Origin of the sequence: uncultured Microbulbifer sp. (genome assembly GCF_947504145.1) — a bacterium.
Lineage (GTDB): Bacteria > Pseudomonadota > Gammaproteobacteria > Pseudomonadales > Cellvibrionaceae > Microbulbifer.
Genome location: NZ_CANNGQ010000001.1, coordinates 299362 through 318522 on the forward strand (window position 1 = coordinate 299362; position 19161 = coordinate 318522).

Below are 19161 nucleotides of genomic sequence, written 5' to 3' on the forward strand. Positions count from 1 at the left end.
TTACCCATGGAAATCTCTACGCTGCCGCTCGACAAACCGGCCAAGAAAATCCTCAAACTCATCGATCAGCAACTCAGCGACGTGATGCTTCTCGATACCTTGCAGCACATAGATTCCCCAAATCCGACCCCGGGGTCGGATTTGGGTAGCGAACGTGCCACATACCACCAGCACAGAACCCCCACCAGACCCACCACAACGCCCACCAGTGATTGATCGTCCCGACCCAATCAGGCGTATTGCCAACACAGGCAAACCGTCCCTGGGGGCTGCCTGTGCGGGGTGGGGGGGGAATGAGAAAGAATCGTCGAGCCGTTGCGACCGGTCGCTAAAGTCGTTTGGGTGTGCTATCTCACTTTTTTGCGGGCCGTTTAAGCCCCCCACGCGCGCGCGTGCGCGCGGGTAATGTAGCCACTAAGGGGTTAGCCTGGGTGCGACCTACTTTACGCGAGGATGGCGCAGAACGCGACCTGGTGGCGTTGGGTTAGCGGCGGTGTGTTGGCGGTGCGCGGAGGACGGCTTTTCGGGGAGTCGTCACTGGGTTTGCATCCAGCCTGTCTGGGTGTACAGTTGTACAAACAACCAGCCAAGTCGGGATCAACGTTTGATCGCCGGCCAGGAGGAACCAAAATGTTAGCCATGGATTCGGCTCAACTTGGCGACTGTCGCGTGGAAATACATCGGCGCGCAGTTTCCAAGCCCCTCGAAGATTACCGCCGGCTCTGCGCCGAACGCATCGCGGATTTCGCCCGCAAGGATGCAGACAGCCAGGCCGCCTTCCAAGCAGCGCTCTATTGCGCGACCTTCCCCAAACACGCCCAAACGCTCATCGAAGCGCTTCAACGGAAAACACTCGCGGCGATCAATGCCGTGAAAGCCCTTTCCGGCAGCCTCGATATCGATTCGGACGTATGCGACCACCCGCTGGTGACCGAATGCCGGTCCCTTTACGAAACGGTTCAAGCTCTCAAATCAGCCGGCGGCGATGCACTGGAAGCGGTCGACCTGGCCGAAGTGCAGCGAGAATTGATCGAGCTGCGCGATGAACTGCTGTCAGAACTCGAAACCGCCACCAGCCGCCATGAACGCGCACAGGAAGCCAACCGACGTCTTTTTGGCGCGGCCTTGTCTCGTGTTTACAAAATGGGGGCACTACTTAACGCGATTGAGAAAGAAGGCTGGGAAATCGACGACCTACTGCCCCCGAACTGGGTGGGAAAAGTCGATTTTTTCCAAATGGACGATTTTTCGGTTGCCAGTCTTGATCCGTGGGAACCACTGCACTCACCAAATCGTCACGCGTCCGTGATTGCCCGCCAGTGCGACCTGTTGCGTGAACTGGATCGGGCATCCGCCAGCAAGCGCACCAGGATCAAACAGGCAGCGAAACAGCAAACGGCGTTGCGTAAAGCCGAATCGGATTTGGCGAAACTGGCGGGGAACCTCAAATGAGCGTACTGATTCGCAAGGCGCGATGGCGCCTTGAAGATTTCACGACGAATAATCCCAATATCAAATCGGCCTCCGCCCAGCGTCACGAATGGTTTTACGAAAACGAACTGGTGACGGAACTCATCGTTGAACGCGCATCGGGCGAGGATTGGGAAACTTTCAAATCCCGCAGTTTCCGCGAGGCCACACAGCATATCGAAACCTTCAAAGCCCAAAATGCGCGGGGTGCATGATGAAAGACACCGACAACCCCGGCCGCCCCTGGCACGAGTGGACCAAAAAGGCGATTGCCGACGCGCGCAAAGGTGTTTTAGATGCGGTGGCAATCGTCATCAAAGACGAGCGCGCCGATACACGCAAGGCCATCGATGACGCCATTCGGCCAGTTATGAGACAACTGGAAACGGTCACCCATGACAGTGTTGTTTTGCCACAAATCGCCCTGCTGCAACTCGCCCGCCATCGAAAAAACATTTCCAACTATTGCGCGAAAAGCCTGAACCACCGTTCAAAGGTGGTGCGCGGCACCCCGCCTGAATTCTGTAAATCCTGGGGGTGCCACGATGACCAAAAATGACGTTATCCAGCACGAAGTTCAGCACGCGGTCGCGGACCTGGCATTTCTGGCCCGTTGCGCTGGTCGCCTGGGCTTCGACCGCCAGCAAGCATTCGAAAAAGCAAGCACGTACCTTGCCGTTGATATGGACGGCTTGCGCGAAATGGGTGGTGCGCTCGGTGCTGAGTATTTGACCGGTCTGCCCGACAACCTGGACAACTTTTGCCGCGGCGCCGGTGCGCTGGCGCCTGCCATCGCGCGCAAGCCGGATGCGGTTGGTTTCGCTATTCGGGAAAAGTCGATTGAATCTCTGGTTGCTGTCGGTGAGCTATCCGATGGCGATGTTCAAATCTTCGAGGCGGCGAACTGTTCTCTGGAAGATGCGCTGATCGCTGGCTTGGCGGTCGTGGAACTTCAAAAAGCGCTCGGATATGTGGGTTGGCGTCGGTTCTGCAAATCGGTCTATACGCTGGCCGACCATGATCTGGTACCGGCCGAAAAAATTTTACCGCTGGATACATTGGACCGGCTCAACCGCAAGGCGCACGCCCGGTACTGCGCGATTCGCCAAAGTGTTGCCGGCGAGCGCATCGACTTTCAAAAACTACAACAAGGCCGCTCGATATTTGTTGGCCGCTAATGAGGGCACCCACCATGAACAAACAAACCGTAGCGCTACTCGTGCACGAACTCTGCCACGGCCTGGTGCGGACCGCGCTGGCCCCCATCAAGGGCGACGTGCTGCATATCCTGTTGGACGACCGCGGCGGCCTGTGTGCCTACCAGCCAACCGGTGACCCCGAAATCGATACCGCCTGCACCGCCGCCGGCCCCATTGGTGAAATCCTGCATCACGCCGAAGAACATGCCGTCAAGATTGCCAGCCGAATTTTGTGGCAACCCTGGACACTGCTGACGATGTGCCAGCCGCTGGCCCCCGAGGACCACGAAATACTGCAGCAAGCGCACAGCGACGACTCGGAAAACTTCAATCGTGCGGTGCGCCTGTCGGTGCTACTGACGCAATCGTTTGTCGGTGACGGCGCGGTGGCCTTTGCCGCGAAACAGGTAGCGCAGGATATGGGCGAAGTAGTGCAGACCGGCGTATTGCTCGCCCACTTCGGAAACCTGGGCCGGCAGATCGAGGGCACCCAATTGTTGCCATTGGGGCGGGCCAATGTGGCGCAGACCATTCGATTCGATCACCCGGTGACCGCGGAGGCGACCCTACACACATTCACACCGCCGGACCGGGGCGACAGTAGCGGGCAAGCCCTGTACCGCCTATTGACCTGGCAACCCCAGCCGCTGCCGTCAGAATTCAATGAATCGTTTGAGAATTTCGACCGTGACCGCGTTTGATGAAATTCAGGAAATCGTCGCCGGCTCAAACTGGCGCATCCTGCACGATAAACAGGGTGTTGCGTGGGCGGTCGAAATTGCAGGCGAACAGACCATTCTGAACCGCCAGGAGCCTGTGAACGTGCAAACCTGGCGGGCGATTTCCGAATATGTGGATCGCCGCCGTGCACAAACCACCCGCACCGGTGACCCGCCCAAATAATTCGATCAGCTCTTGAGCAAAGGAGGTGGCGGTGTCCGACCAGTTAAAAGTTGAATCGAATCTCGGTTACATCGATGAGATGTTGCAGAATTTCACACGCCAGGCAAGCAACCAAATCTATGGTCGGGCCGTAGCCAGGTCAGCAACAAAATTAAGCCGGTTAATGCGGAAAGATGCCCCGAGGGTTTCGCGCAACTTAGTCAAAGACCTTGGAACTCGTCGCCTCCGCGGGAAACGCATTCGCATCGTCGGCGTTCGTTGGCGCTATTACTACAACACGCTGGAAATGAAAACCAACCGACCGGGAACACCTTTCAACCCCTGGTTTCGGGATTCGTTCAACCGGCACGCTCCTGGTGTTCTCAGAGAAATGGAACAGGAAATGCTCGACGCCATCAACCAGGTAGCCGAAAGGGAAGATCGCAAGTCCCGTGGCGTTCCCGTGAGGAGACCCAAAAAATGAGCGCTTTCGGATTACTACAGGTCGCCCTGACGGCGAAGACTGCCAGCTTCAACCAGTCGATGCGTCAAAGCGCCACCGCTACAGAACGCCTGCAGCGCAATGTGCGGCAACTTGATCAGCGAATGGCGCGCGCACAACGCAGTTTTGCGAATTTTGCCCGTGCAGCTAGTGCCTTCACCGGGTTAGCACTTAGCACCTCCACAATTAAAAGTTTTCTCGACGCCACCGACCAGCTCGCCAAGATGGCGCGAACGGTCGGCATTTCCGTTCAAGAATTACAGGCGCTAGAACATATCAGCGAACGCGCTGGAATCAGTACCGAACAACTTAATACTGCGCTGCGTGGGTTCGCTGTGCGCGTGGGTGAAGCAAGGGCGGGCACAGGTTCGCTAGCGTCCTCTTTGGGCCGAATTAACCCATTAGCGTTGAAAAATATTGTTAACGCAAAAAACCAATCTGAGGCGCTTGGTGCATTGGCCAACGCCATTTCCGGCGCGAAGGATGAGACCGATAAACTTGCAATCGCGTCAGCAGCCTTTGGTACCCGAAATTCTGAACTCGTCCGCGTATTTGGTGAAGGCGCCGAGGTGCTTCAACAAACGGTGGATGAAACCAATAAAAAAATGGGGGCGTTCAACACTGAACAGACGGCCACGGCGGAGCGGTTGAACGATATCTGGGCTGACATAAAGAAAAAATTCAAAACCACTGTTGGAGGCGCTTTCCTCGATTTTGCCGCATGGGTAGAGGGGCCGATGCGGCGCATCTGGAATGGCGCCATGCAGCTGATGAACATGATGGCGGCCGGTTTGGAGACGGTCGGGACTCTGATGTCTGCCGTTGCGCAAGGTGGGGATGCGGTTCGTTGGGACAACCTGAAAAAACGCTTAACAGAAATCAATGAAAAGTATTCGGAACAGTCGCGGTACATGAGTGAGATGATTCTGACGGGCAATACCGCCGCCGATACCGTAGCCAAGAAAGTTGCCCGCCTTAGCGGCGCAATGAAGGAATACGCAGACCAGGTAAAAGCCGCGATTGACGCGTTGGCACCGCCACCAACCACGACACAGGAACTCGAAGAACTTGATTCGAAGTTCGAATCGCTAAAGCGGTCTTTAGACCCTGCATATCGCTCTATGCAGGAATTCAATGATAGCGCTGAACTCCTAAACAAGTTGCTTGCCGAGGGCAAGATTACCCGTGATGAGTACAATCAATGGCTGGGCACACTGAAAGACCGACTGTTTGAGGCGTCCAAGGAATGGAAGGATTTCCTCGATGTGGCGCGCGAAGTTGAGGAGGACATTAAACGGCAAAATGCACAGAACGCCGAAGCGGCTGCCCGTTTCGAAGCGCTGAAATCCCGACTGGCTTCGCTAAAGGCGGAAGTTGATCCCCTGGTCGCCAATTTGCAGCGCTGGAATGAGGCGCAAAACACACTCAACGAGTCAGTGGCCGCGGGTCTGATCACACAGGAAGAAGCCACGCAGACAATGGAGAAACTCCGCGTTCAGATGGATAAGACCGCGGCCGATGGCGCACAGGCAAGCGAGTCACTGGCCCACGCGGTTGGCGGTGTGCTGCAGTCCAGCGTGTCGAGTTTTGCAGATTCGCTGATTGAATTTGCCACCAGCGGAAAGTTTGCCTTTAAAGATTTTGCCAACAGCGTGATTCAGGATATCGCCAAAATGGTGATTCAATTTCAAGCGTTGCAATTGATCAAAGGTTCCAGCCTGGGGAGCTTCTTTGGTATCACCGGATCAGCCCACGGCAACGCATTCAATCACGGCCAGATACTGCCGTTCGCCCATGGTGGAGTGATTTCCGGCCCGACTATGTTTGGCCTGGCGGGCAACCGCATGGGTATTGCTGGCGAGGCCGGCCCCGAGGCGATCCTACCCCTACGCCGCGGCAGTGATGGCGACCTAGGTGTGAAGGCTGACGTGCATGTCACGGTGAACAACAACGCGCCCGGTACCGTAGCGACCGCCACCTCCGATGAAGCGGGCAATATCGAAATCACGGTCAACCAGATTGCCCGTGACATTCTTTCCGGCGGTGGCCGGGTAAGCCGCGCATTGGAAACCACCTATGGTGTGACACGCGGCCGTGGTTAGCGACTACGCTCGCCCCGGTGGACACAAACAAATGTGATCAAAGACCAATCGTTACGCGTAACGATGTATACTGCACCCAAGTCGTCAGGAAGCAATAGCCCACACTAGCACGGGCTTTTTTATGGGAGCGGAATGGAACCGAAAGACAAGACAGGCGCCGAACGTGCGCGCCGGTACCGGGAGCGGCAGGGAAAGCACGGTTTGAAGAAAGTCGCATTGTGGATTCGCCCCGAATACGAAGCCAACGCCAGGCGCGCGGAAAAGCGCTGGCAAAAACCCAAGGATGGCAAATGAAGTATCGAGATACGCCATGCTACGCATCACCCTGGTCTGTTCGCGCTATGCGCTCAATAAGCGAGTAAGCCGCAAGCCCTGCGGCACCCTCGAAAAACACCCACCACTGCCACTCGCGGACGGCAAGGCCGCCACCCTGGAGGTACCCACCCCGGCGGCCTTCGGGGCGGTCTTGCGCGATGCCGGCACCGATCCCAATGCCATCCTGATCGGCGGCTATGCTGACCGGCCATCGTTTCGGCTGGTGTCACAAAAGAAACTGGCCACCGCCCCTGACGGCCTGACCCGCACAAAGGACAATTTCACGCAAAGCAGTTGGGTTCTCTTCGACTACGACCGCCCAGCGAATATGCCTGCCCACCTGCAGTACACCACCGCAGGTGAATGGCTTGCGGCCATGGGTCGATTGATTCCCGGGTTCAGCGCTGCGGGCAAGGTGGTTTCCCCATCCACCAGCGGCCGCATTCTGTTCGATGGCAAACCAGCCGGGCCGGCTGGGTGGCACTGTTGGGTTCAGGTGCAAGACCCGGCGGACGTGGGACGGTTTCGGAAGGCACTGCTCGAACGCGCACAGGGCACCCCATACGGCTTTCTACGGCGCTGGGGTGGTGGCAAGCGGAAATGGTCGATATTCGATCCCACGGCACTGGGGAGCGCAGAGCGGGTGATTTTTATTGGGGCACCGGAAGTGCACGGGAAAGGGCTGACGGTGGCGCGTCCGGATATTCAGGTAATCGATGGGGGGGCACTGGACACGCGGCGGGTTTGATTCAATGGCCAGGTGGTGCCCATCCAGTACCATTGCGCTATCCTACCCCGAAACCCCACCACAGCCAGTCAGGGAGGCCGCATGGGCAGACGGAGCCGTCCACCGAAAAGCGTTCGTGAAGGGAAGGCACCGCCCCACCAAAATAGGTCGAGCGGTTCCGACGCGGAAAAGAGCCGGGAATTGAATCGCCTGCGTTACGAGAATGCGCGACTGCGGCGGGAGCTGGATAAATACCGGCACTGATACACTGAACAGGCCGCGCTATGCGAGCGAGGGGCCTTCCACTCGCTGATTGTCAGTTTGTGTCGGATTGCCAGTTTCTACCGTGAGAAACTGGCACGCCTATCAACGCGTGCCCATCTGCCCATATTCCCACCTGCCCATTTCCCCGGTAACTTCTAGGTTCCAATAACAACCCGAAGGAGTGGGGCATGACCATCAAACGAGATATTGAACGGAACCGCCGAAAGGCGCTGCAGCGGCATTGCCGACCCAAGGCAATGAAACCCCGTGAGCGAGGCCAGCAGATTGAAATCCGCCGCAACCGGGAGCCACAGCATGTACAAGTGAAGTCGCTGGGGAAAACCATATCTATCCCCGTGCCCGAGTCCGCTGCACAGCCCGCGGCCATGGAATTGACGATCAATTGGGGAACCAGATGATGAAGGTTCAAGTTTCAGAGCGGGCACTATTGCGCCGGATCAACCGTCGCCTAGAGGATAAGCTGGAGGAGGTATGCAAATGCGCCGAAAGCTCACAGTGGCACAGCGACTTGGGCGATTACTACTGCGTGGATCAGAACCTGAACACCGTTATTGCGCAGCACATCGATCTGGAGGCATGGGGCAGAGAACTGGGAGCGCTGAAGCCCCATGAGGAGATGGCCCAAACCGAGCCAGCATAGGCAGTTATACTGCCCCTGCCGCACCCCACCAGTCCCCTGTGAGGGCATCCGACCGGGATCGGAACCGTGCGCTGCGCCAGTGGCCGCGCCAGGCGGTTTCGGTTCGGGGTGCGGCACCCCCATTGCTTGCCTGCGGTTTAATTTGACGCCAAACTATCCCTGTCTGCCTGCCCTGGGCAAGCGGGCACTGCCGGCCCACCGTCTGACAGTAAGTGGCATTATTTTGGGGGAGTGGGCCGGCGCTACCACTCACCGGTAAACCTTCCCGCTCTCCGCAATAGAATCCGCATAGGCCTGCCCTCGTGTTTGCCCCAATTTTCACGCCAGATAAGGCCTGCGGCCCATCGACCCCTCCCTCACTTGGGGCAAAATTGGGGCAAATGGGGCAGGGTTGTACACGGGACTACAAGGGTTTGTTGACGTAAACTGATGTTTTCACAGTCGTATACGGCTACAAACGGGCTGTAACTTGGGTTCGAATCCCTCCCTCACCGCCATATCTAAAAAGCCCCTGGCGAAAGCCCGGGGCTTTTTTTATGCCTTGCGGTAACAGCGAATGTCCCTCCAGAACTTGATCTATCGCCACAAGATCAAGACAATTCGCGCCTAGCTCCAGAAAAACAATCAAAATGACCGCGCAAAACCCCAGCCTCCAGCAACAGGTTAGAGCACAAAAAATAGCCAGTGTTTACAAGCATACCTGGACGCTTGCTGTAAGCCACCCGATCGCAGGTACATTGCTGGTCGCTAATTTCTGGGATGTCGCTTCTTCTGTACTGCTGCTGGTGTGGTTGGCCGTCTTGATCCTGGTGTCTGTCGCCAGGGTTCCTCTGTACTTTCATTACCGTCGACACGAGAAAGAAATCGCGCAGTGCGAACGCTGGGGGTTTTACTTTGCCGCCATGGCGGCACTGCAGGGAAGTCTCTACGGGGTGGCCTGGTTTGCGTTTGTCCCGGCTGGCGACCCGTTTCTTTTGTCCGTTGTGTGCCTGTGGGTGATGGGGCTGAGCGCATGCGCGGTCGTGGGTTACGCAGCACACCCCAAGACCCTGTTGTCGTTCTTTGTTCCGGTTGTGGTGCCGGGTACCGTGTTGCTGCTGTTGGATGGCAGTGAGCGCATGCAAATCCTCGCCGCCGCATTGTTTGTATATGGTGTAGTGATTCTGCTGGCTTCGGCACCGGTTTACCGATCCATTGTGCAGTCGATAGAGCTCAATCTCCGCTTGCGGGAGCTTTCGGAAAAAGACGGCCTGACCGGGCTCGCGAATCGGCGCCACTTCGACGAAACGTTGCAAAAAGAGCTGGATCGGGCGGCGCGCCACGACCACCCGATGTCGTTGCTACTGCTGGATATCGATCACTTCAAGGCCTATAACGACCACTATGGGCACGTCTCCGGTGATCATTGTCTGCGACTGGTCAGTGATGCCATTGCTGGCTGTATTCAGCGCAGTGGGGAATTGCTGGCGCGCTATGGTGGTGAAGAGTTTGCGCTGTTGCTGCCGAATACGGATAAAACACAGCTGGCTGTGGTTGTGGAGCGGCTGCAGAGCGCGATTCGCGAGAGCGCCCTTCCTCACGAGGGTAGGCCAGACGATCTGCTATTGATTACCGCCAGTATTGGCGGTACCACCGTGGAAGGGGATTACCCGGCCAATCCTGAAAGCCTTATTGAAAATGCCGATACCGCTCTCTACATGGCAAAAAACCACGGCCGCAATCAGTACTTTTTTTATTGCCGAAGGTCTGGCCAGCTGGCTGGGACAGAAGCGGAAGAGTCTGTCCCAGGTTAAGCCCCGGTAATCAGAACCGGTTCAGCTCTTCACGCAGGTCCTGCTCCAGATCTGTGGCTTCGGTGATCCAGATACTTTTATCCGAGCCGGGGAATACCCCGATTTCAATTCCGTCTTTTTTTAGCCCTGGCAACCAGCGGTTCAGGAACTGAGGCAGGGGAATATTTTTGGGCTGCAGGTCGCTATCGTTGGCCGCATAGGCTTCGGCGAACTCGGTGGTGGGCCAGACGGGGAGGTACTCGAAGCCGCCCTGATCCTCCGAATGTAGTTTCAGGAAATGCTCATCGCTATTGATCAGAATCCAGATCTCCCGCTCTTCCCCGGTAACATCCAGAAAGTATTCGTAGCGGGCTTCGCAATCCAGATCAATAATGGCCTGTAGTTCTTCGGCGTTCATGGCTTGCCCTCATGTTCATACATGTCCCGTGCACGGGAGCGTTTGATTTGGCCGCGGTCAGTGCGGCCATTGCAGGCTCCGGTTTGGTCCGGGTTCTGCATGCTAGTGTTCACAGTATACGGGAATTGGAAGTACGGATACCTATGTCAGTTTATTGGACCATTGGTCAGAATACTGAGGGACGCGATTTTGTTGTCGGAGATGTACACGGTTATTACCAGCAGTTGATGACCCAGCTTGACGGCGTGGATTTTGACCCGGCGCGGGACCGGCTGTTCTGCGTCGGAGATCTTGTGGATCGCGGTCCTGACAGTGCTGCGCTGGTGGATATGATCGACCAGCAAGTGTACTTCAGCGTCCTTGGCAATCACGAAGCCATGATGATCGCGGGGTTCGAAGACCCTGCCGATATTCGCCTGCATTTTGCCAATGGCGGGGAATGGTTTTACGAGCTGCCCCGAAGCAGGCAGCAGCAGTTGGCGGAAAAGGTGCGCCAGTGGCCCTGGGCCATGGAAATTGCCACTGCTGAAGGCGCCATCGGCCTGGTGCATGCGGATGTGCCGGACAGCAGCTGGCTTGAGGTCAAGCAATTACTGCGGACTATCGACGAACGCTGGGAGCGGGGTGCATCGCTGATTGATCGCGCTGTGCATGCCGTTGCGCAGCCTCTGTTGTGGCGCAGGGGGCTAATTACTCGCCTGTACCAGGAGTTGATTGGTCCCGGTGAAAGCAAGCGGGCGGTACCGGAACACAAGCAGGCATTTCTCGAAGGGCTTGGGCGCCTGAGCAGGATTCCCGCCGAGCGGTTCTCCCCGTTTTCAGTTGCAGGGATCGATGGCGTTTATATGGGGCACTCCTATGTGCCGTCGCCCACCACCGTGGGAAACTGCCATTTCCTCGATACCTTTCGTGGGGAGCCCGGTGACGTACTGGGGCTGGTGTGTGTCAGTGCACCGGCAGAGAAATAGAACACAAACCCTATCTACTCCCGCTCTGTAAATGACAGCCTAGTTGGTTACAGGGCTGTCATTACCCCGCCCAATAGCAATGTGAGGCCAATAGTGAGTAATCCTTGCACCAGCGCAATCAAAATACCCTTGAAGAACCCCGTGCCCAGCACCAGCATGTAGGCGATGGCCGCGAGCGGAATGGTGATCAGAATTCCCCATTCCTCGGTGACCCCGGGGATAAGCCCGCCGACAAAGTGCTGGATTATCACCGCGAGAAGCAATGCAAACAGGCAGGAAAATACTCCTGTATTGCGTGCTCCCAACATCGCCGCCGCCATTTTCAATGGCAAGACGAGTATCGCGACAACAAAGATCAGTAGTATTAAAAACTCCATCTGTTAGACCCTGTAAATGGAAAGATGCATTTAGGGTAAACGCTCTTTTTGCCGGAAGCACGTGCCGGCATCGAAATAGACGCCGCGTTTGGCATGATTTTGTGGGAGCATGGCAGGCAATTCAATTTCAGCAGTAACCGGGCCGGCACTCATCACTATGGAACAAATTATCGCAAACCCAATGGCCATGCTCGTAGCGGTCGGGATTGTCTCGATTGCGTGTCAGTACCTGGCCTTCCGGCTCAAGCTGCCGGCTATCTTGCCCCTGCTATTGGCAGGCCTCACGCTAGGGCCTCTGACCGGTGTGCTGGACCCTGATGCCCTGTTTGGTGATCTGCTGTTTCCACTGGTGTCACTGGCAGTTGCCATCATCCTGTTTGAGGGTGCGCTTACCCTCAAGCTGTCTGACCTGGCAGGGCATGGCACCATGGTGCGCAATCTGTGTACCATCGGCGCTCTAGTGACCTGGCTGATCGCCACGCCTGCTGCTTACTATGTACTCGGCATGCCCATGCAATTGGCCGCGTTGTTTGGTGCTATTGTCACCGTTACCGGGCCCACGGTGATCGTGCCCATGTTGCGCACGGTGCGCCCGAACACCCGTATATCGAACATTCTGCGCTGGGAAGGTATCGTCATCGATCCTATCGGTGCTCTGCTCGCAGTACTGGTGTACGAATACATCGTGGCCGCACAAAACCCATTTGAACATTCACTGGTGTTATTGCTGAAAGTCGTCGTCATCGGTTTTGGCCTTGGCGCCCTGATGGGCTATTTCCTCGGAACCCTATTGCGCAAAAACTGGGTGCCACATTACCTGCGCAATACCGCGGTGCTGACGTTGATGCTCGGCGCCTATGCCGCCTCTGATCTGATGGCACACGAATCCGGATTACTCACGGTGACCGTGATGGGGATCTGGATGGCGAATATGAAAGGCCTGGATGTCGATGACATTCTCGAGTTCAAGGAAACCCTCAGCGTACTGCTGATTTCCGCACTGTTTATTCTGTTGGCCGCTCGGTTGGAACTGTATACGCTGGCCCAATTGGGCTGGGGTGCGGTGCTCGTGTTGGCGGCGATCATGTATATCGCCCGGCCGCTGTCTGTATTCCTGTCCTCCCCTGGATCCGGGCTGAACTGGCGGGAGCTCACTATGCTCAGCTGGATTGCGCCGCGCGGTATCGTGGCCGCCGCCGTCTCCGCATTATTTGCCCTGAAAATGGAGTCCTTCGGGATTCCTAAATCCGAGCTGCTGGTGCCGATGGTGTTTCTCGTCATCATTGGCACCGTCGTTATCCAGAGCCTGACGTCCAAAAGCGTTGCCAAACTGCTGGATGTACGTGCTCCCTATCCGAACGGGTTTCTGATTTTTGGCGGCGGCAAGTTTGCGCGCATGCTGGCGAAAGACCTGATCAATAAAGAGGTGCCCGTTCGAATTGCTGACACCAACTGGGACACTATCCGCCAGGCGCGTATGGAAAACATTCCCACCTATTACGGCAATCCGATTTCAGAGCACGCCAGCCTGACCATGGACCTGTCCACCACTGGCAAGGTGCTGGTGCTCTCTCCTTACCGACAGCTCAATCCTTTGGTGACCTACCACTTCGAGCATGTACTGGGCGATGGTACCGTCCTCGGGTTGAGTGAGGGCGCGCAAGCGGGCAGGGCAAGTCATCAGGTATCGGAAGACTACGCGAAGAAGCTGGAACTCTTCTCTGAAAACGCAACCTATGGCCGTCTCGCCAGCCTGGTCGCGAAGGGGGCAACCATTCGCACCACCGGGCTAACCGAAGAGTTCACATTGGAAGATTACAAAGAAACCTACGGCAGTCGCGCCACGCGGCTCTACGCGGTGGATCCGAAAGGGAAGATCCATATCAATACGGTTTCCCATGGGTTCGAACTGAAAGAGGGGTGGCAGGTGGTTAGCCTGGTCGCACCAGAGGAGTCACCCGTGAACAGTGTGTCCGCTTCCGATAGTAGCCCCCCAGCTGGCTGAGATATCCGGGTGGTTACAAGGCACTTTGGCACCCCAATGCGCGTGGGCTTGCCCTGCTAAGCTGTAGTAACACCCGGCGCAGTTGTCGCCGCCGCAGCTTTTCTTTCTGTCCAGAAGCCAGCTCTATGCGCACATTCTTTAGATCACTTTTCGGCAACGTAGATCTGCCTGTTTTCGCCATAAGTGGTGGGCTTATTCTCGCGTTTGTGGGTTTATCCCTGTGGGACCTGGAGCTGACTGCGCAGTGGGTCCAAAGCAGCTTTCAATGGTCCACATCCTTGTTTGGCGCATACTGGCAAGTGCTCATGCTGGCCACGTTTCTCATTGCACTCTATGTCGCGATAAGCCGCAGCGGGGAAGTGCGCCTGGGCAATCTGGATGCTCCGGAAATGTCTACCTTCAAATGGGTAGCCATCATCATGTGTACGCTGCTTGCCGGCGGCGGTGTCTTTTGGGCCGCCGCCGAGCCCATCGCCCAATTTCTTTCGCCGCCACCATTGTTCGGTGAGCAGGATGAGGTATTTGCGCAGGCCACTAATGCACTGGCACAGAGCTATATGCATTGGGGTTTTTTGGCGTGGGCAATCCTTGGGTGCCTCACGAGTATTGTATTGATGGTGCTGCATTATGATCGAGGGCTTCCCCTGAAGCCGCGTACGTTGCTCTATCCGGTTTTCGGTGAACGTATTCTCCATGGTGTCGGCGGCGCGCTGGTAGATGCCTGCTGTGTCATCGCCGTAGTGGCGGGTACTGTAGGCCCCATAGGCTTCCTGGGTTTGCAGGTAAGCTTTGGCTTGCATGAATTATTTGGGATTAGCGACAGTTTTACGACGCAGCTTTGCGTCATTATCGGCCTGGTCGCGATCTACACCATCAGTGCGGTCACGGGGGTGGATCGGGGAATCCAGATTCTCAGTCGCTTCAATGTGGTGCTGGCCGTGGTGCTGATGGCATTCATTCTGCTCGTGGGGCCAACAGCATTTATCGCGGACAGTTTTGTCGAGGGGATGGGTACCTATATCGGCAACTTCTTCCCCATGGCAACGTTCCGCGCAGATACCCAATGGCTGGACTGGTGGACGGTATTTTTCTGGGGCTGGTTTATCGGCTATGGCCCGATCATGGCACTCTTCGTAGCGCGAATTTCTCGTGGTCGCACGGTGCGAGAGCTGATTTTTGTGATTGCTCTGGTGGCGCCACTGGTTACCTGCTTCTGGTTCACCATCGTTGGCGGCACAGGTATTTTTCTCGAGATTCAAAGCCCGGGTGTCATCTCCAAGCCGTTTGAAGGGATGAATCTTCCCGCCGCCCTGTTAGCCACTACGCAGGCATTACCCTGGGGCACTCTGCTATCGATTCTATTCCTGATACTGACAACGATTTTTGTCGCGACCACCGGTGATTCCATGACGTACAGCATATCCGTCGTAATGACCGGCGAGGAGCATCCTCCTGCTGCAACACGGATTTTCTGGGGTGTCATGATGGGCAGTTGTGCGGCGATTTTAATCAGTATTGGCGAAGGCGGTGTCGGCGCCCTGCAGAAATTTATTGTGGTAACCGCGGTGCCGGTGTCACTGATCATTCTGCCGAGCCTGTGGAACGCGCCGCGTTTGGCGAGGGAAATGGCGAATGGCCCATGGCTTCAGGAGGAAGAGAATCGCCCTTGAAGTCAAAGGTCGCGTTCCCCAGAAACTGCGGTGAATTTTTTGTATTCGCGCCATGAAATACCTCGGTTACTTATCCACGCTGGTTTCCCGCACCTTTGCGTGAGAGCCCGGAAATTCATCGTGTTGGGGGAGGTCGTCGGTTATCTCAAACCAGGGGGATTTGGAGCCCACGAAGAAATGCCCCTCAATTTTATTATTCGGCGCCTGATCCAGGCCGCCTAACGGGATGCCAATTTTGTCCGGGCTCTCATCGTAGGTGCTGATCAGGCTGGAACCGCAAATGGAGCAGAAGGTTTTTACCGTGTTTTCAGAGGAGTGGTAGCCCGATAAAAGCTCTTCGCCCTTGAGCCACTTGAACTGGCTGGACTGGATGGTAGCCCGGGTTCTGAACGCTGCGCCATGCCAGCGGCGGCACTTGGAGCAATGGCAATTGAAAATCGGGCCGAGCTCTCCGGTGATTTCGTATTCAATGGCCTCGCACAGGCAGCGGCCGGTTAATTTTTGCATATTCTCCATCCCTGGATGATTCCTGTTGTGGGCGGGCGATTAAATGAAATGTAGCCTGAAATTATTGTGTCTTTGCAATAATCTCGCGTACCAGCTCGGCACTAAATAAGGATTTAGACAGATACTGCCGACCGCCGGATTTGGCAACCAGAATCAGCCCTAAATCGGTTTCAATGACGCGCTCGATATCAGACCACAAGAGTGTTGATTGTGCGTGGGCACTGTTGGTTGTTATCCCATCGTCATCAATCGTCAATGTCACTTCGGCATTGGCACTTTTCCCCAGCTTCTGCCGCGCCAGCCACCACGCCCGCCGGAATCGAATATGCAGCAGCTCCAGAATACCCAGTGCGACCAGAAAATAGCCCAGAACTTTCGGTTGCTCGGTAAACATCAGTGATCCGGCACCTACAGCCAGTAACAGGGCTGGAAGGAGGTAATTGGGTTTGGCAGCTTTTCCATGGGGCAGCGACTGATCAAAACATTCGGCAAGGTAATCTCGGGATAGGGTGAACTGTGTTTTGAAAGGTCGCATAAAAACCGCTTGTTTAGATGGTTCGTTGTATGACGGATGGATCGGGGATTTTACCTATGGATCCTTATTCGCCGCTATAGACCGGGATCGTTTTGCCAGTGGCAGCGCTTTGTCGCGCCATGTGAATCAGGCGGATATTCCACAGGGCCTGCTCCGCGCTTACCGGCACATCGCCGCCATCCAGAATGGCACCTGCCAGCTGGTGATAATAACGCTGGTAGCCGCCGGTTTCCGTTGAGACTGTGGAAACTCCGTCGGCCGTGTGCAACTGACCGTATTGCTCGGGGACCTCCTGCGCCCAGTCTGTGGACTGCGGAAACACGCCGGATTTGAGGCGATCTTCCTGTGGGTCCAGACCGTGTTTGATAAAACTCCCAGCCTCGCCCTGTACTTCAAAGCGCAGGTTCGGCGCCGCGCAGAAGGGGCTGCTGCGCAGTACCGCCAGGTGATCCGGGTAGTGCAGGGTCAGGTGGAAAAAATCATCCACTTCCGCCTTTGGCCGCAGGGTCTGTACCTGAGCTGTGATTGCGGTGGGTGGTCCAAATAGTTGTAGCACCTGGTCGAGCATATGTGGCCCCAGGTCAAACAGGATACCGCCACCCTCCACATCGGACTCGCGCCAGCGCTTGCGCACCTCGGGCCGGAAGCGGTCGAAATGGCTTTCAAAATAGCGCACCGCACCCAGTCGGCCATCGGCAATAAGCTTCTGTACCGTGAGGAAGTCACCATCCCAGCGTCGGTTGTGGTAGATGCTCAGTAATCGCTGCTGTCTCTCCGCCAGCGCGATCAGCTCCTCGCCCTGCTTGACGCGGGTAACGAAGGGCTTTTCCAGCACCACATGCTTGCCTTGCTCGAGGGCAAGTTTGGCCAGTGCAAAGTGCGCTTCGTTGGGGGCGGTAATAATCACCAAGTCGGCATCGCATCGGGTCAGCAATGTCTCCGCATCGGCATAGACCTCGACCTCCGGGTACTGCTGTTGCACCTGCTCGCCCTTGGAGGTACTGACCGCAGTGAAGCGGAACGGCGGCAGGTTCAGGATAAACGGCAGGTGAAAAGTCGTCGCAGAAAAGCCGTAGCCGATAAGGGCGGTTTTGATTTCGGCCGGTGTGGTCATGCTAGCGGTGTCTCCCGTGTCCAGCTGCTTGCGGTATGCGGATCCGAATGTTCGGTTCTAGCATCGCTACCATAAGTCCTGGTAAATCCAGCGAAGACCTTTTGTCAGTCCCACAGGAAAAGTGGATTCGTGATCGGTACCGATGACGACCTCATCTTTAACATTGAGCCCCTGATAATTGCGCGCCCGCAGGCGTTTGAGAAAACGCTGGTGGCCGTCGACCATATCGTTGCGCATACCATTTTCTGCGGTTTCCAGGTCACCGGTGGCGATGAACAGGTTAGCGTTCAGTGACTTGTGGTGTCTCGCGTACTCCTCTTCAAAATCGAAGATGATGTCATCTTTATACCAGAGGGAGGGGCTGGTCAGAATATAGCTGGAGAACAGCTCCGGCTGCGTGAGCAGGACCCAGGCACCAAACGAGCCTCCCAGTGAGTGACCGGACAAGATCCGTCGCGCCGGATCCGCACGGTAGTTCCCCTCTACAAAAGGGATCAGCTCTTCCCGAATAAACTGCAAATAGTCCGGCGCACCACCGGTGGTGTATTTCACCCAAGTTGCATCCCGCTCGGGGGTAAGGTCACGCACCCGACTGAACTGCCCATTCTCTCCGTGGGCAAAATCAATACCTACGACAATGGCCCGGTTCATGCTCTTGAAATGCGTGACCCCGGTGGCAACCTTGAAGGTATGTGGCGCATCGTTTAGGTACAGAACCGGATAGGACGCCTTATTGTGCTCTTCATCGAAGTACCCCGAAGGCACCTTGATATAAATATCGTATTTGCGTCCGAGAACCTTTGACTCGATCGTGAATATTTCGGTGTTCTTCACCTCGAATAGATGGCTTTTCCTAGCTACCGTTTGATCGGCGTAGACCGGCAGTGCGAGGAGGGCGGCGAACAAGAGGGCGGCAATTCTGAACATTCGGATTGTACAAATTCTTTATTTTAGGGGAGGTAGAACGCTGGGGTGCTTTTGCCCGAAAGCGCTCATCGCAAAAATCTTATCCAGCGCCATAGTCGGAGTACATCCAGCAATGCACCAGCCACGTAGGTGAGGGCGCAGGCCTTCAACACACTGTGTGCTTTGCTTAACAGGTGCTCCGGCAGGTAGCCCTCCCGGAGTATCGGCAGGGCCTTGTTGAAGCTCGCATCGTACTCTTCCGGCAGTATCGCCACATACATGAGCGCGGACGCGAGCATGGTAATCACCGCGATAATACCAATCCACAGGAAGAGGACCGGTGATTTAATCAGCAGGGTGAGAATGGGTGCGGCGACCAGGATATAACCACCCACTTTCTGTATTTGGCCGGCCCTGCCCAGATACTTATCCCGCAATTTGGAGACCGGCTCTTCCCGGCAGAACTGTATCGCATGGCCAACCTCATGAGCGGCCACCGCTACCGCAGTCACCGACTTGCCGTGGTAAACCTCCGGACTGAGTGCGACGATTTTCTCCGACGGCGAGTAGTAGTTCTGATCCTTGCCGGCCTCGATCACCTTTACGCCCTCGAGTTCGTAGCGCTCAATCAGGTGCCTGGCCAGCTCGGCGCCGGAGCCGGGCATATCGCCGATTTCGGTGGAGTGTCGCCAGAGCACGTAGCGTACCCATAGCTGTGGGCCGACGATAAGGATGCCGATGGCAAGGGCAATTAGTAGGTAGAGCAT

General features: G+C 56.2%; 24 protein-coding genes. 17 read left to right on the forward strand and 7 right to left on the reverse strand.

The annotated features are described in order from the left end of the window. Positions 1-6: 6 nt before the first annotated feature. From Q1A74_RS01350 to Q1A74_RS01415, 14 genes are all read left to right on the forward strand, one after another. Positions 7-216, forward strand: a complete 210-nt coding sequence (locus Q1A74_RS01350) for a hypothetical protein (protein WP_299591686.1) — start codon at positions 7-9, stop codon at positions 214-216. Between the two features lie 414 nt (positions 217-630). After that, positions 631-1452 (forward strand): hypothetical protein, encoded by an 822-nt coding sequence (locus Q1A74_RS01355; protein ID WP_299591688.1) that lies wholly within the window; start codon positions 631-633, stop codon positions 1450-1452. After that, entirely contained in the window at positions 1449-1685 is a 237-nt protein-coding gene (locus tag Q1A74_RS01360; RefSeq protein ID WP_299591690.1) for a hypothetical protein, read from the forward strand. The genes Q1A74_RS01355 and Q1A74_RS01360 overlap by 4 nt, the downstream gene beginning before the upstream one ends. Further along, on the forward strand, positions 1685-2029 hold the full coding sequence (locus Q1A74_RS01365) for a hypothetical protein (RefSeq protein WP_299591692.1): 345 nt from the start codon (positions 1685-1687) through the stop codon (positions 2027-2029). Before Q1A74_RS01360 ends, Q1A74_RS01365 begins: the two co-directional genes overlap by 1 nt. Next, positions 2016-2648: a hypothetical protein gene (locus Q1A74_RS01370; protein ID WP_299591695.1), complete on the forward strand. Its 633-nt coding sequence runs from the start codon at positions 2016-2018 to the stop codon at positions 2646-2648. The genes Q1A74_RS01365 and Q1A74_RS01370 overlap by 14 nt, the downstream gene beginning before the upstream one ends. A gap of 14 nt (positions 2649-2662) precedes the next feature. Continuing rightward, on the forward strand, positions 2663-3370 hold the full coding sequence (locus tag Q1A74_RS01375) for a hypothetical protein (protein ID WP_299591697.1): 708 nt from the start codon (positions 2663-2665) through the stop codon (positions 3368-3370). After that, a complete protein-coding gene (locus Q1A74_RS01380; RefSeq protein ID WP_299591699.1) occupies positions 3357-3572 on the forward strand; it encodes a hypothetical protein in 216 nt (71 codons plus the stop codon). Before Q1A74_RS01375 ends, Q1A74_RS01380 begins: the two co-directional genes overlap by 14 nt. 31 nt (positions 3573-3603) lie before the next feature. After that, a complete protein-coding gene (locus Q1A74_RS01385; RefSeq protein WP_299591701.1) occupies positions 3604-4035 on the forward strand; it encodes a hypothetical protein in 432 nt (143 codons plus the stop codon). After that, positions 4032-6155 carry a phage tail tape measure C-terminal domain-containing protein gene (locus tag Q1A74_RS01390; protein WP_299591703.1) on the forward strand — a complete coding sequence of 708 codons (2124 nt, stop codon included), beginning with the start codon at positions 4032-4034 and terminating at the stop codon, positions 6153-6155. Before Q1A74_RS01385 ends, Q1A74_RS01390 begins: the two co-directional genes overlap by 4 nt. A 132-nt stretch (positions 6156-6287) precedes the next feature. Beyond that, on the forward strand, positions 6288-6449 hold the full coding sequence (locus Q1A74_RS01395; RefSeq protein ID WP_299591705.1) for a hypothetical protein: 162 nt from the start codon (positions 6288-6290) through the stop codon (positions 6447-6449). Positions 6450-6465: 16 nt separating this feature from the next. Continuing rightward, positions 6466-7218, forward strand: coding sequence for a hypothetical protein (locus tag Q1A74_RS01400; RefSeq protein ID WP_299591707.1), 753 nt, complete (start codon positions 6466-6468; stop codon positions 7216-7218). 431 nt (positions 7219-7649) lie between these two features. Beyond that, on the forward strand, positions 7650-7880 hold the full coding sequence (locus Q1A74_RS01405) for a hypothetical protein (RefSeq protein WP_299591709.1): 231 nt from the start codon (positions 7650-7652) through the stop codon (positions 7878-7880). Further along, a complete protein-coding gene (locus tag Q1A74_RS01410; RefSeq protein ID WP_299591711.1) occupies positions 7880-8122 on the forward strand; it encodes a hypothetical protein in 243 nt (80 codons plus the stop codon). Before Q1A74_RS01405 ends, Q1A74_RS01410 begins: the two co-directional genes overlap by 1 nt. A gap of 629 nt (positions 8123-8751) precedes the next feature. Then, the gene (locus tag Q1A74_RS01415; protein ID WP_299591713.1) at positions 8752-9915 is read left to right on the forward strand and encodes a GGDEF domain-containing protein; all 1164 of its coding nucleotides are present in this window, start codon (positions 8752-8754) and stop codon (positions 9913-9915) included. 10 nt (positions 9916-9925) lie between these two features. Here the strand turns inward: Q1A74_RS01415 and Q1A74_RS01420 are convergent, their stop codons facing one another. Continuing rightward, on the reverse strand, positions 9926-10312 hold the full coding sequence (locus Q1A74_RS01420) for a DUF2750 domain-containing protein (protein WP_299591715.1): 387 nt from the start codon (positions 10310-10312) through the stop codon (positions 9926-9928). Positions 10313-10455: 143 nt separating this feature from the next. On the opposite strand from Q1A74_RS01420, the gene Q1A74_RS01425 reads away from it, so the two are divergent. Then, positions 10456-11280: a metallophosphoesterase gene (locus Q1A74_RS01425; protein WP_299591717.1), complete on the forward strand. Its 825-nt coding sequence runs from the start codon at positions 10456-10458 to the stop codon at positions 11278-11280. A 47-nt stretch (positions 11281-11327) separates the two neighbouring features. On the opposite strand, the gene Q1A74_RS01430 is transcribed toward Q1A74_RS01425, so the two are convergent. Next, on the reverse strand, positions 11328-11657 hold the full coding sequence (locus Q1A74_RS01430; RefSeq protein ID WP_299591719.1) for a hypothetical protein: 330 nt from the start codon (positions 11655-11657) through the stop codon (positions 11328-11330). 157 nt (positions 11658-11814) lie between these two features. Here Q1A74_RS01430 and Q1A74_RS01435 point away from each other — a divergent pair, with 157 nt between their 5' ends. Together Q1A74_RS01435 and Q1A74_RS01440 are read left to right on the forward strand one after the other, a co-directional pair. Next, positions 11815-13662 carry a sodium:proton antiporter gene (locus Q1A74_RS01435; protein ID WP_299591721.1) on the forward strand — a complete coding sequence of 616 codons (1848 nt, stop codon included), beginning with the start codon at positions 11815-11817 and terminating at the stop codon, positions 13660-13662. Positions 13663-13787: 125 nt separating this feature from the next. Further along, positions 13788-15332 (forward strand): BCCT family transporter, encoded by a 1545-nt coding sequence (locus Q1A74_RS01440; RefSeq protein ID WP_299591723.1) that lies wholly within the window; start codon positions 13788-13790, stop codon positions 15330-15332. Between the two features lie 66 nt (positions 15333-15398). Here the strand turns inward: Q1A74_RS01440 and Q1A74_RS01445 are convergent, their stop codons facing one another. The 5 genes from Q1A74_RS01445 to Q1A74_RS01465 form a co-directional block, all read right to left on the reverse strand. Further along, positions 15399-15839: a GFA family protein gene (locus tag Q1A74_RS01445; protein WP_299591725.1), complete on the reverse strand. Its 441-nt coding sequence runs from the start codon at positions 15837-15839 to the stop codon at positions 15399-15401. 61 nt (positions 15840-15900) lie between these two features. Further along, positions 15901-16233 carry a YcxB family protein gene (locus Q1A74_RS01450; protein ID WP_299591727.1) on the reverse strand — a complete coding sequence of 111 codons (333 nt, stop codon included), beginning with the start codon at positions 16231-16233 and terminating at the stop codon, positions 15901-15903. 205 nt (positions 16234-16438) lie between these two features. Beyond that, a complete protein-coding gene (locus tag Q1A74_RS01455) occupies positions 16439-17488 on the reverse strand; it encodes an oxidoreductase (protein WP_299591729.1) in 1050 nt (349 codons plus the stop codon). A 66-nt stretch (positions 17489-17554) separates the two neighbouring features. After that, the gene (locus tag Q1A74_RS01460; RefSeq protein WP_299591731.1) at positions 17555-18415 is read right to left on the reverse strand and encodes an alpha/beta hydrolase-fold protein; all 861 of its coding nucleotides are present in this window, start codon (positions 18413-18415) and stop codon (positions 17555-17557) included. Positions 18416-18480: 65 nt separating this feature from the next. Continuing rightward, the gene (locus Q1A74_RS01465; protein ID WP_299591733.1) at positions 18481-19161 is read right to left on the reverse strand and encodes a zinc metallopeptidase; all 681 of its coding nucleotides are present in this window, start codon (positions 19159-19161) and stop codon (positions 18481-18483) included.

Excerpts from the sequence above, each read along its gene's own strand:
- Q1A74_RS01395 (WP_299591705.1), top strand. The coding sequence starts at position 6,288 with ATGGAACCGAAAGACAAGACAGGCGCCGAACGTGCGCGCCGGTACCGG.
- Q1A74_RS01410 (WP_299591711.1), top strand. The coding sequence starts at position 7,880 with ATGAAGGTTCAAGTTTCAGAGCGGGCACTATTGCGCCGGATCAACCGT.
- Q1A74_RS01355 (WP_299591688.1), top strand. The coding sequence starts at position 631 with ATGTTAGCCATGGATTCGGCTCAACTTGGCGACTGTCGCGTGGAAATA.
- Q1A74_RS01350 (WP_299591686.1), top strand. The coding sequence starts at position 7 with ATGGAAATCTCTACGCTGCCGCTCGACAAACCGGCCAAGAAAATCCTC.
- Q1A74_RS01365 (WP_299591692.1), top strand. The coding sequence starts at position 1,685 with ATGAAAGACACCGACAACCCCGGCCGCCCCTGGCACGAGTGGACCAAA.
- Q1A74_RS01455 (WP_299591729.1), bottom strand. The coding sequence starts at position 17,488 with ATGACCACACCGGCCGAAATCAAAACCGCCCTTATCGGCTACGGCTTT.
- Q1A74_RS01465 (WP_299591733.1), bottom strand. The coding sequence starts at position 19,161 with ATGCTCTACCTACTAATTGCCCTTGCCATCGGCATCCTTATCGTCGGC.
- Q1A74_RS01450 (WP_299591727.1), bottom strand. The coding sequence starts at position 16,233 with ATGTTTACCGAGCAACCGAAAGTTCTGGGCTATTTTCTGGTCGCACTG.
- Q1A74_RS01430 (WP_299591719.1), bottom strand. The coding sequence starts at position 11,657 with ATGGAGTTTTTAATACTACTGATCTTTGTTGTCGCGATACTCGTCTTG.
- Q1A74_RS01360 (WP_299591690.1), top strand. The coding sequence starts at position 1,449 with ATGAGCGTACTGATTCGCAAGGCGCGATGGCGCCTTGAAGATTTCACG.
- Q1A74_RS01405 (WP_299591709.1), top strand. The coding sequence starts at position 7,650 with ATGACCATCAAACGAGATATTGAACGGAACCGCCGAAAGGCGCTGCAG.
- Q1A74_RS01440 (WP_299591723.1), top strand. The coding sequence starts at position 13,788 with ATGCGCACATTCTTTAGATCACTTTTCGGCAACGTAGATCTGCCTGTT.
- Q1A74_RS01445 (WP_299591725.1), bottom strand. The coding sequence starts at position 15,839 with ATGCAAAAATTAACCGGCCGCTGCCTGTGCGAGGCCATTGAATACGAA.
- Q1A74_RS01425 (WP_299591717.1), top strand. The coding sequence starts at position 10,456 with ATGTCAGTTTATTGGACCATTGGTCAGAATACTGAGGGACGCGATTTT.
- Q1A74_RS01420 (WP_299591715.1), bottom strand. The coding sequence starts at position 10,312 with ATGAACGCCGAAGAACTACAGGCCATTATTGATCTGGATTGCGAAGCC.
- Q1A74_RS01415 (WP_299591713.1), top strand. The coding sequence starts at position 8,752 with ATGACCGCGCAAAACCCCAGCCTCCAGCAACAGGTTAGAGCACAAAAA.
- Q1A74_RS01390 (WP_299591703.1), top strand. The coding sequence starts at position 4,032 with ATGAGCGCTTTCGGATTACTACAGGTCGCCCTGACGGCGAAGACTGCC.
- Q1A74_RS01400 (WP_299591707.1), top strand. The coding sequence starts at position 6,466 with ATGCTACGCATCACCCTGGTCTGTTCGCGCTATGCGCTCAATAAGCGA.
- Q1A74_RS01435 (WP_299591721.1), top strand. The coding sequence starts at position 11,815 with ATGGAACAAATTATCGCAAACCCAATGGCCATGCTCGTAGCGGTCGGG.
- Q1A74_RS01370 (WP_299591695.1), top strand. The coding sequence starts at position 2,016 with ATGACCAAAAATGACGTTATCCAGCACGAAGTTCAGCACGCGGTCGCG.
- Q1A74_RS01375 (WP_299591697.1), top strand. The coding sequence starts at position 2,663 with ATGAACAAACAAACCGTAGCGCTACTCGTGCACGAACTCTGCCACGGC.
- Q1A74_RS01460 (WP_299591731.1), bottom strand. The coding sequence starts at position 18,415 with ATGTTCAGAATTGCCGCCCTCTTGTTCGCCGCCCTCCTCGCACTGCCG.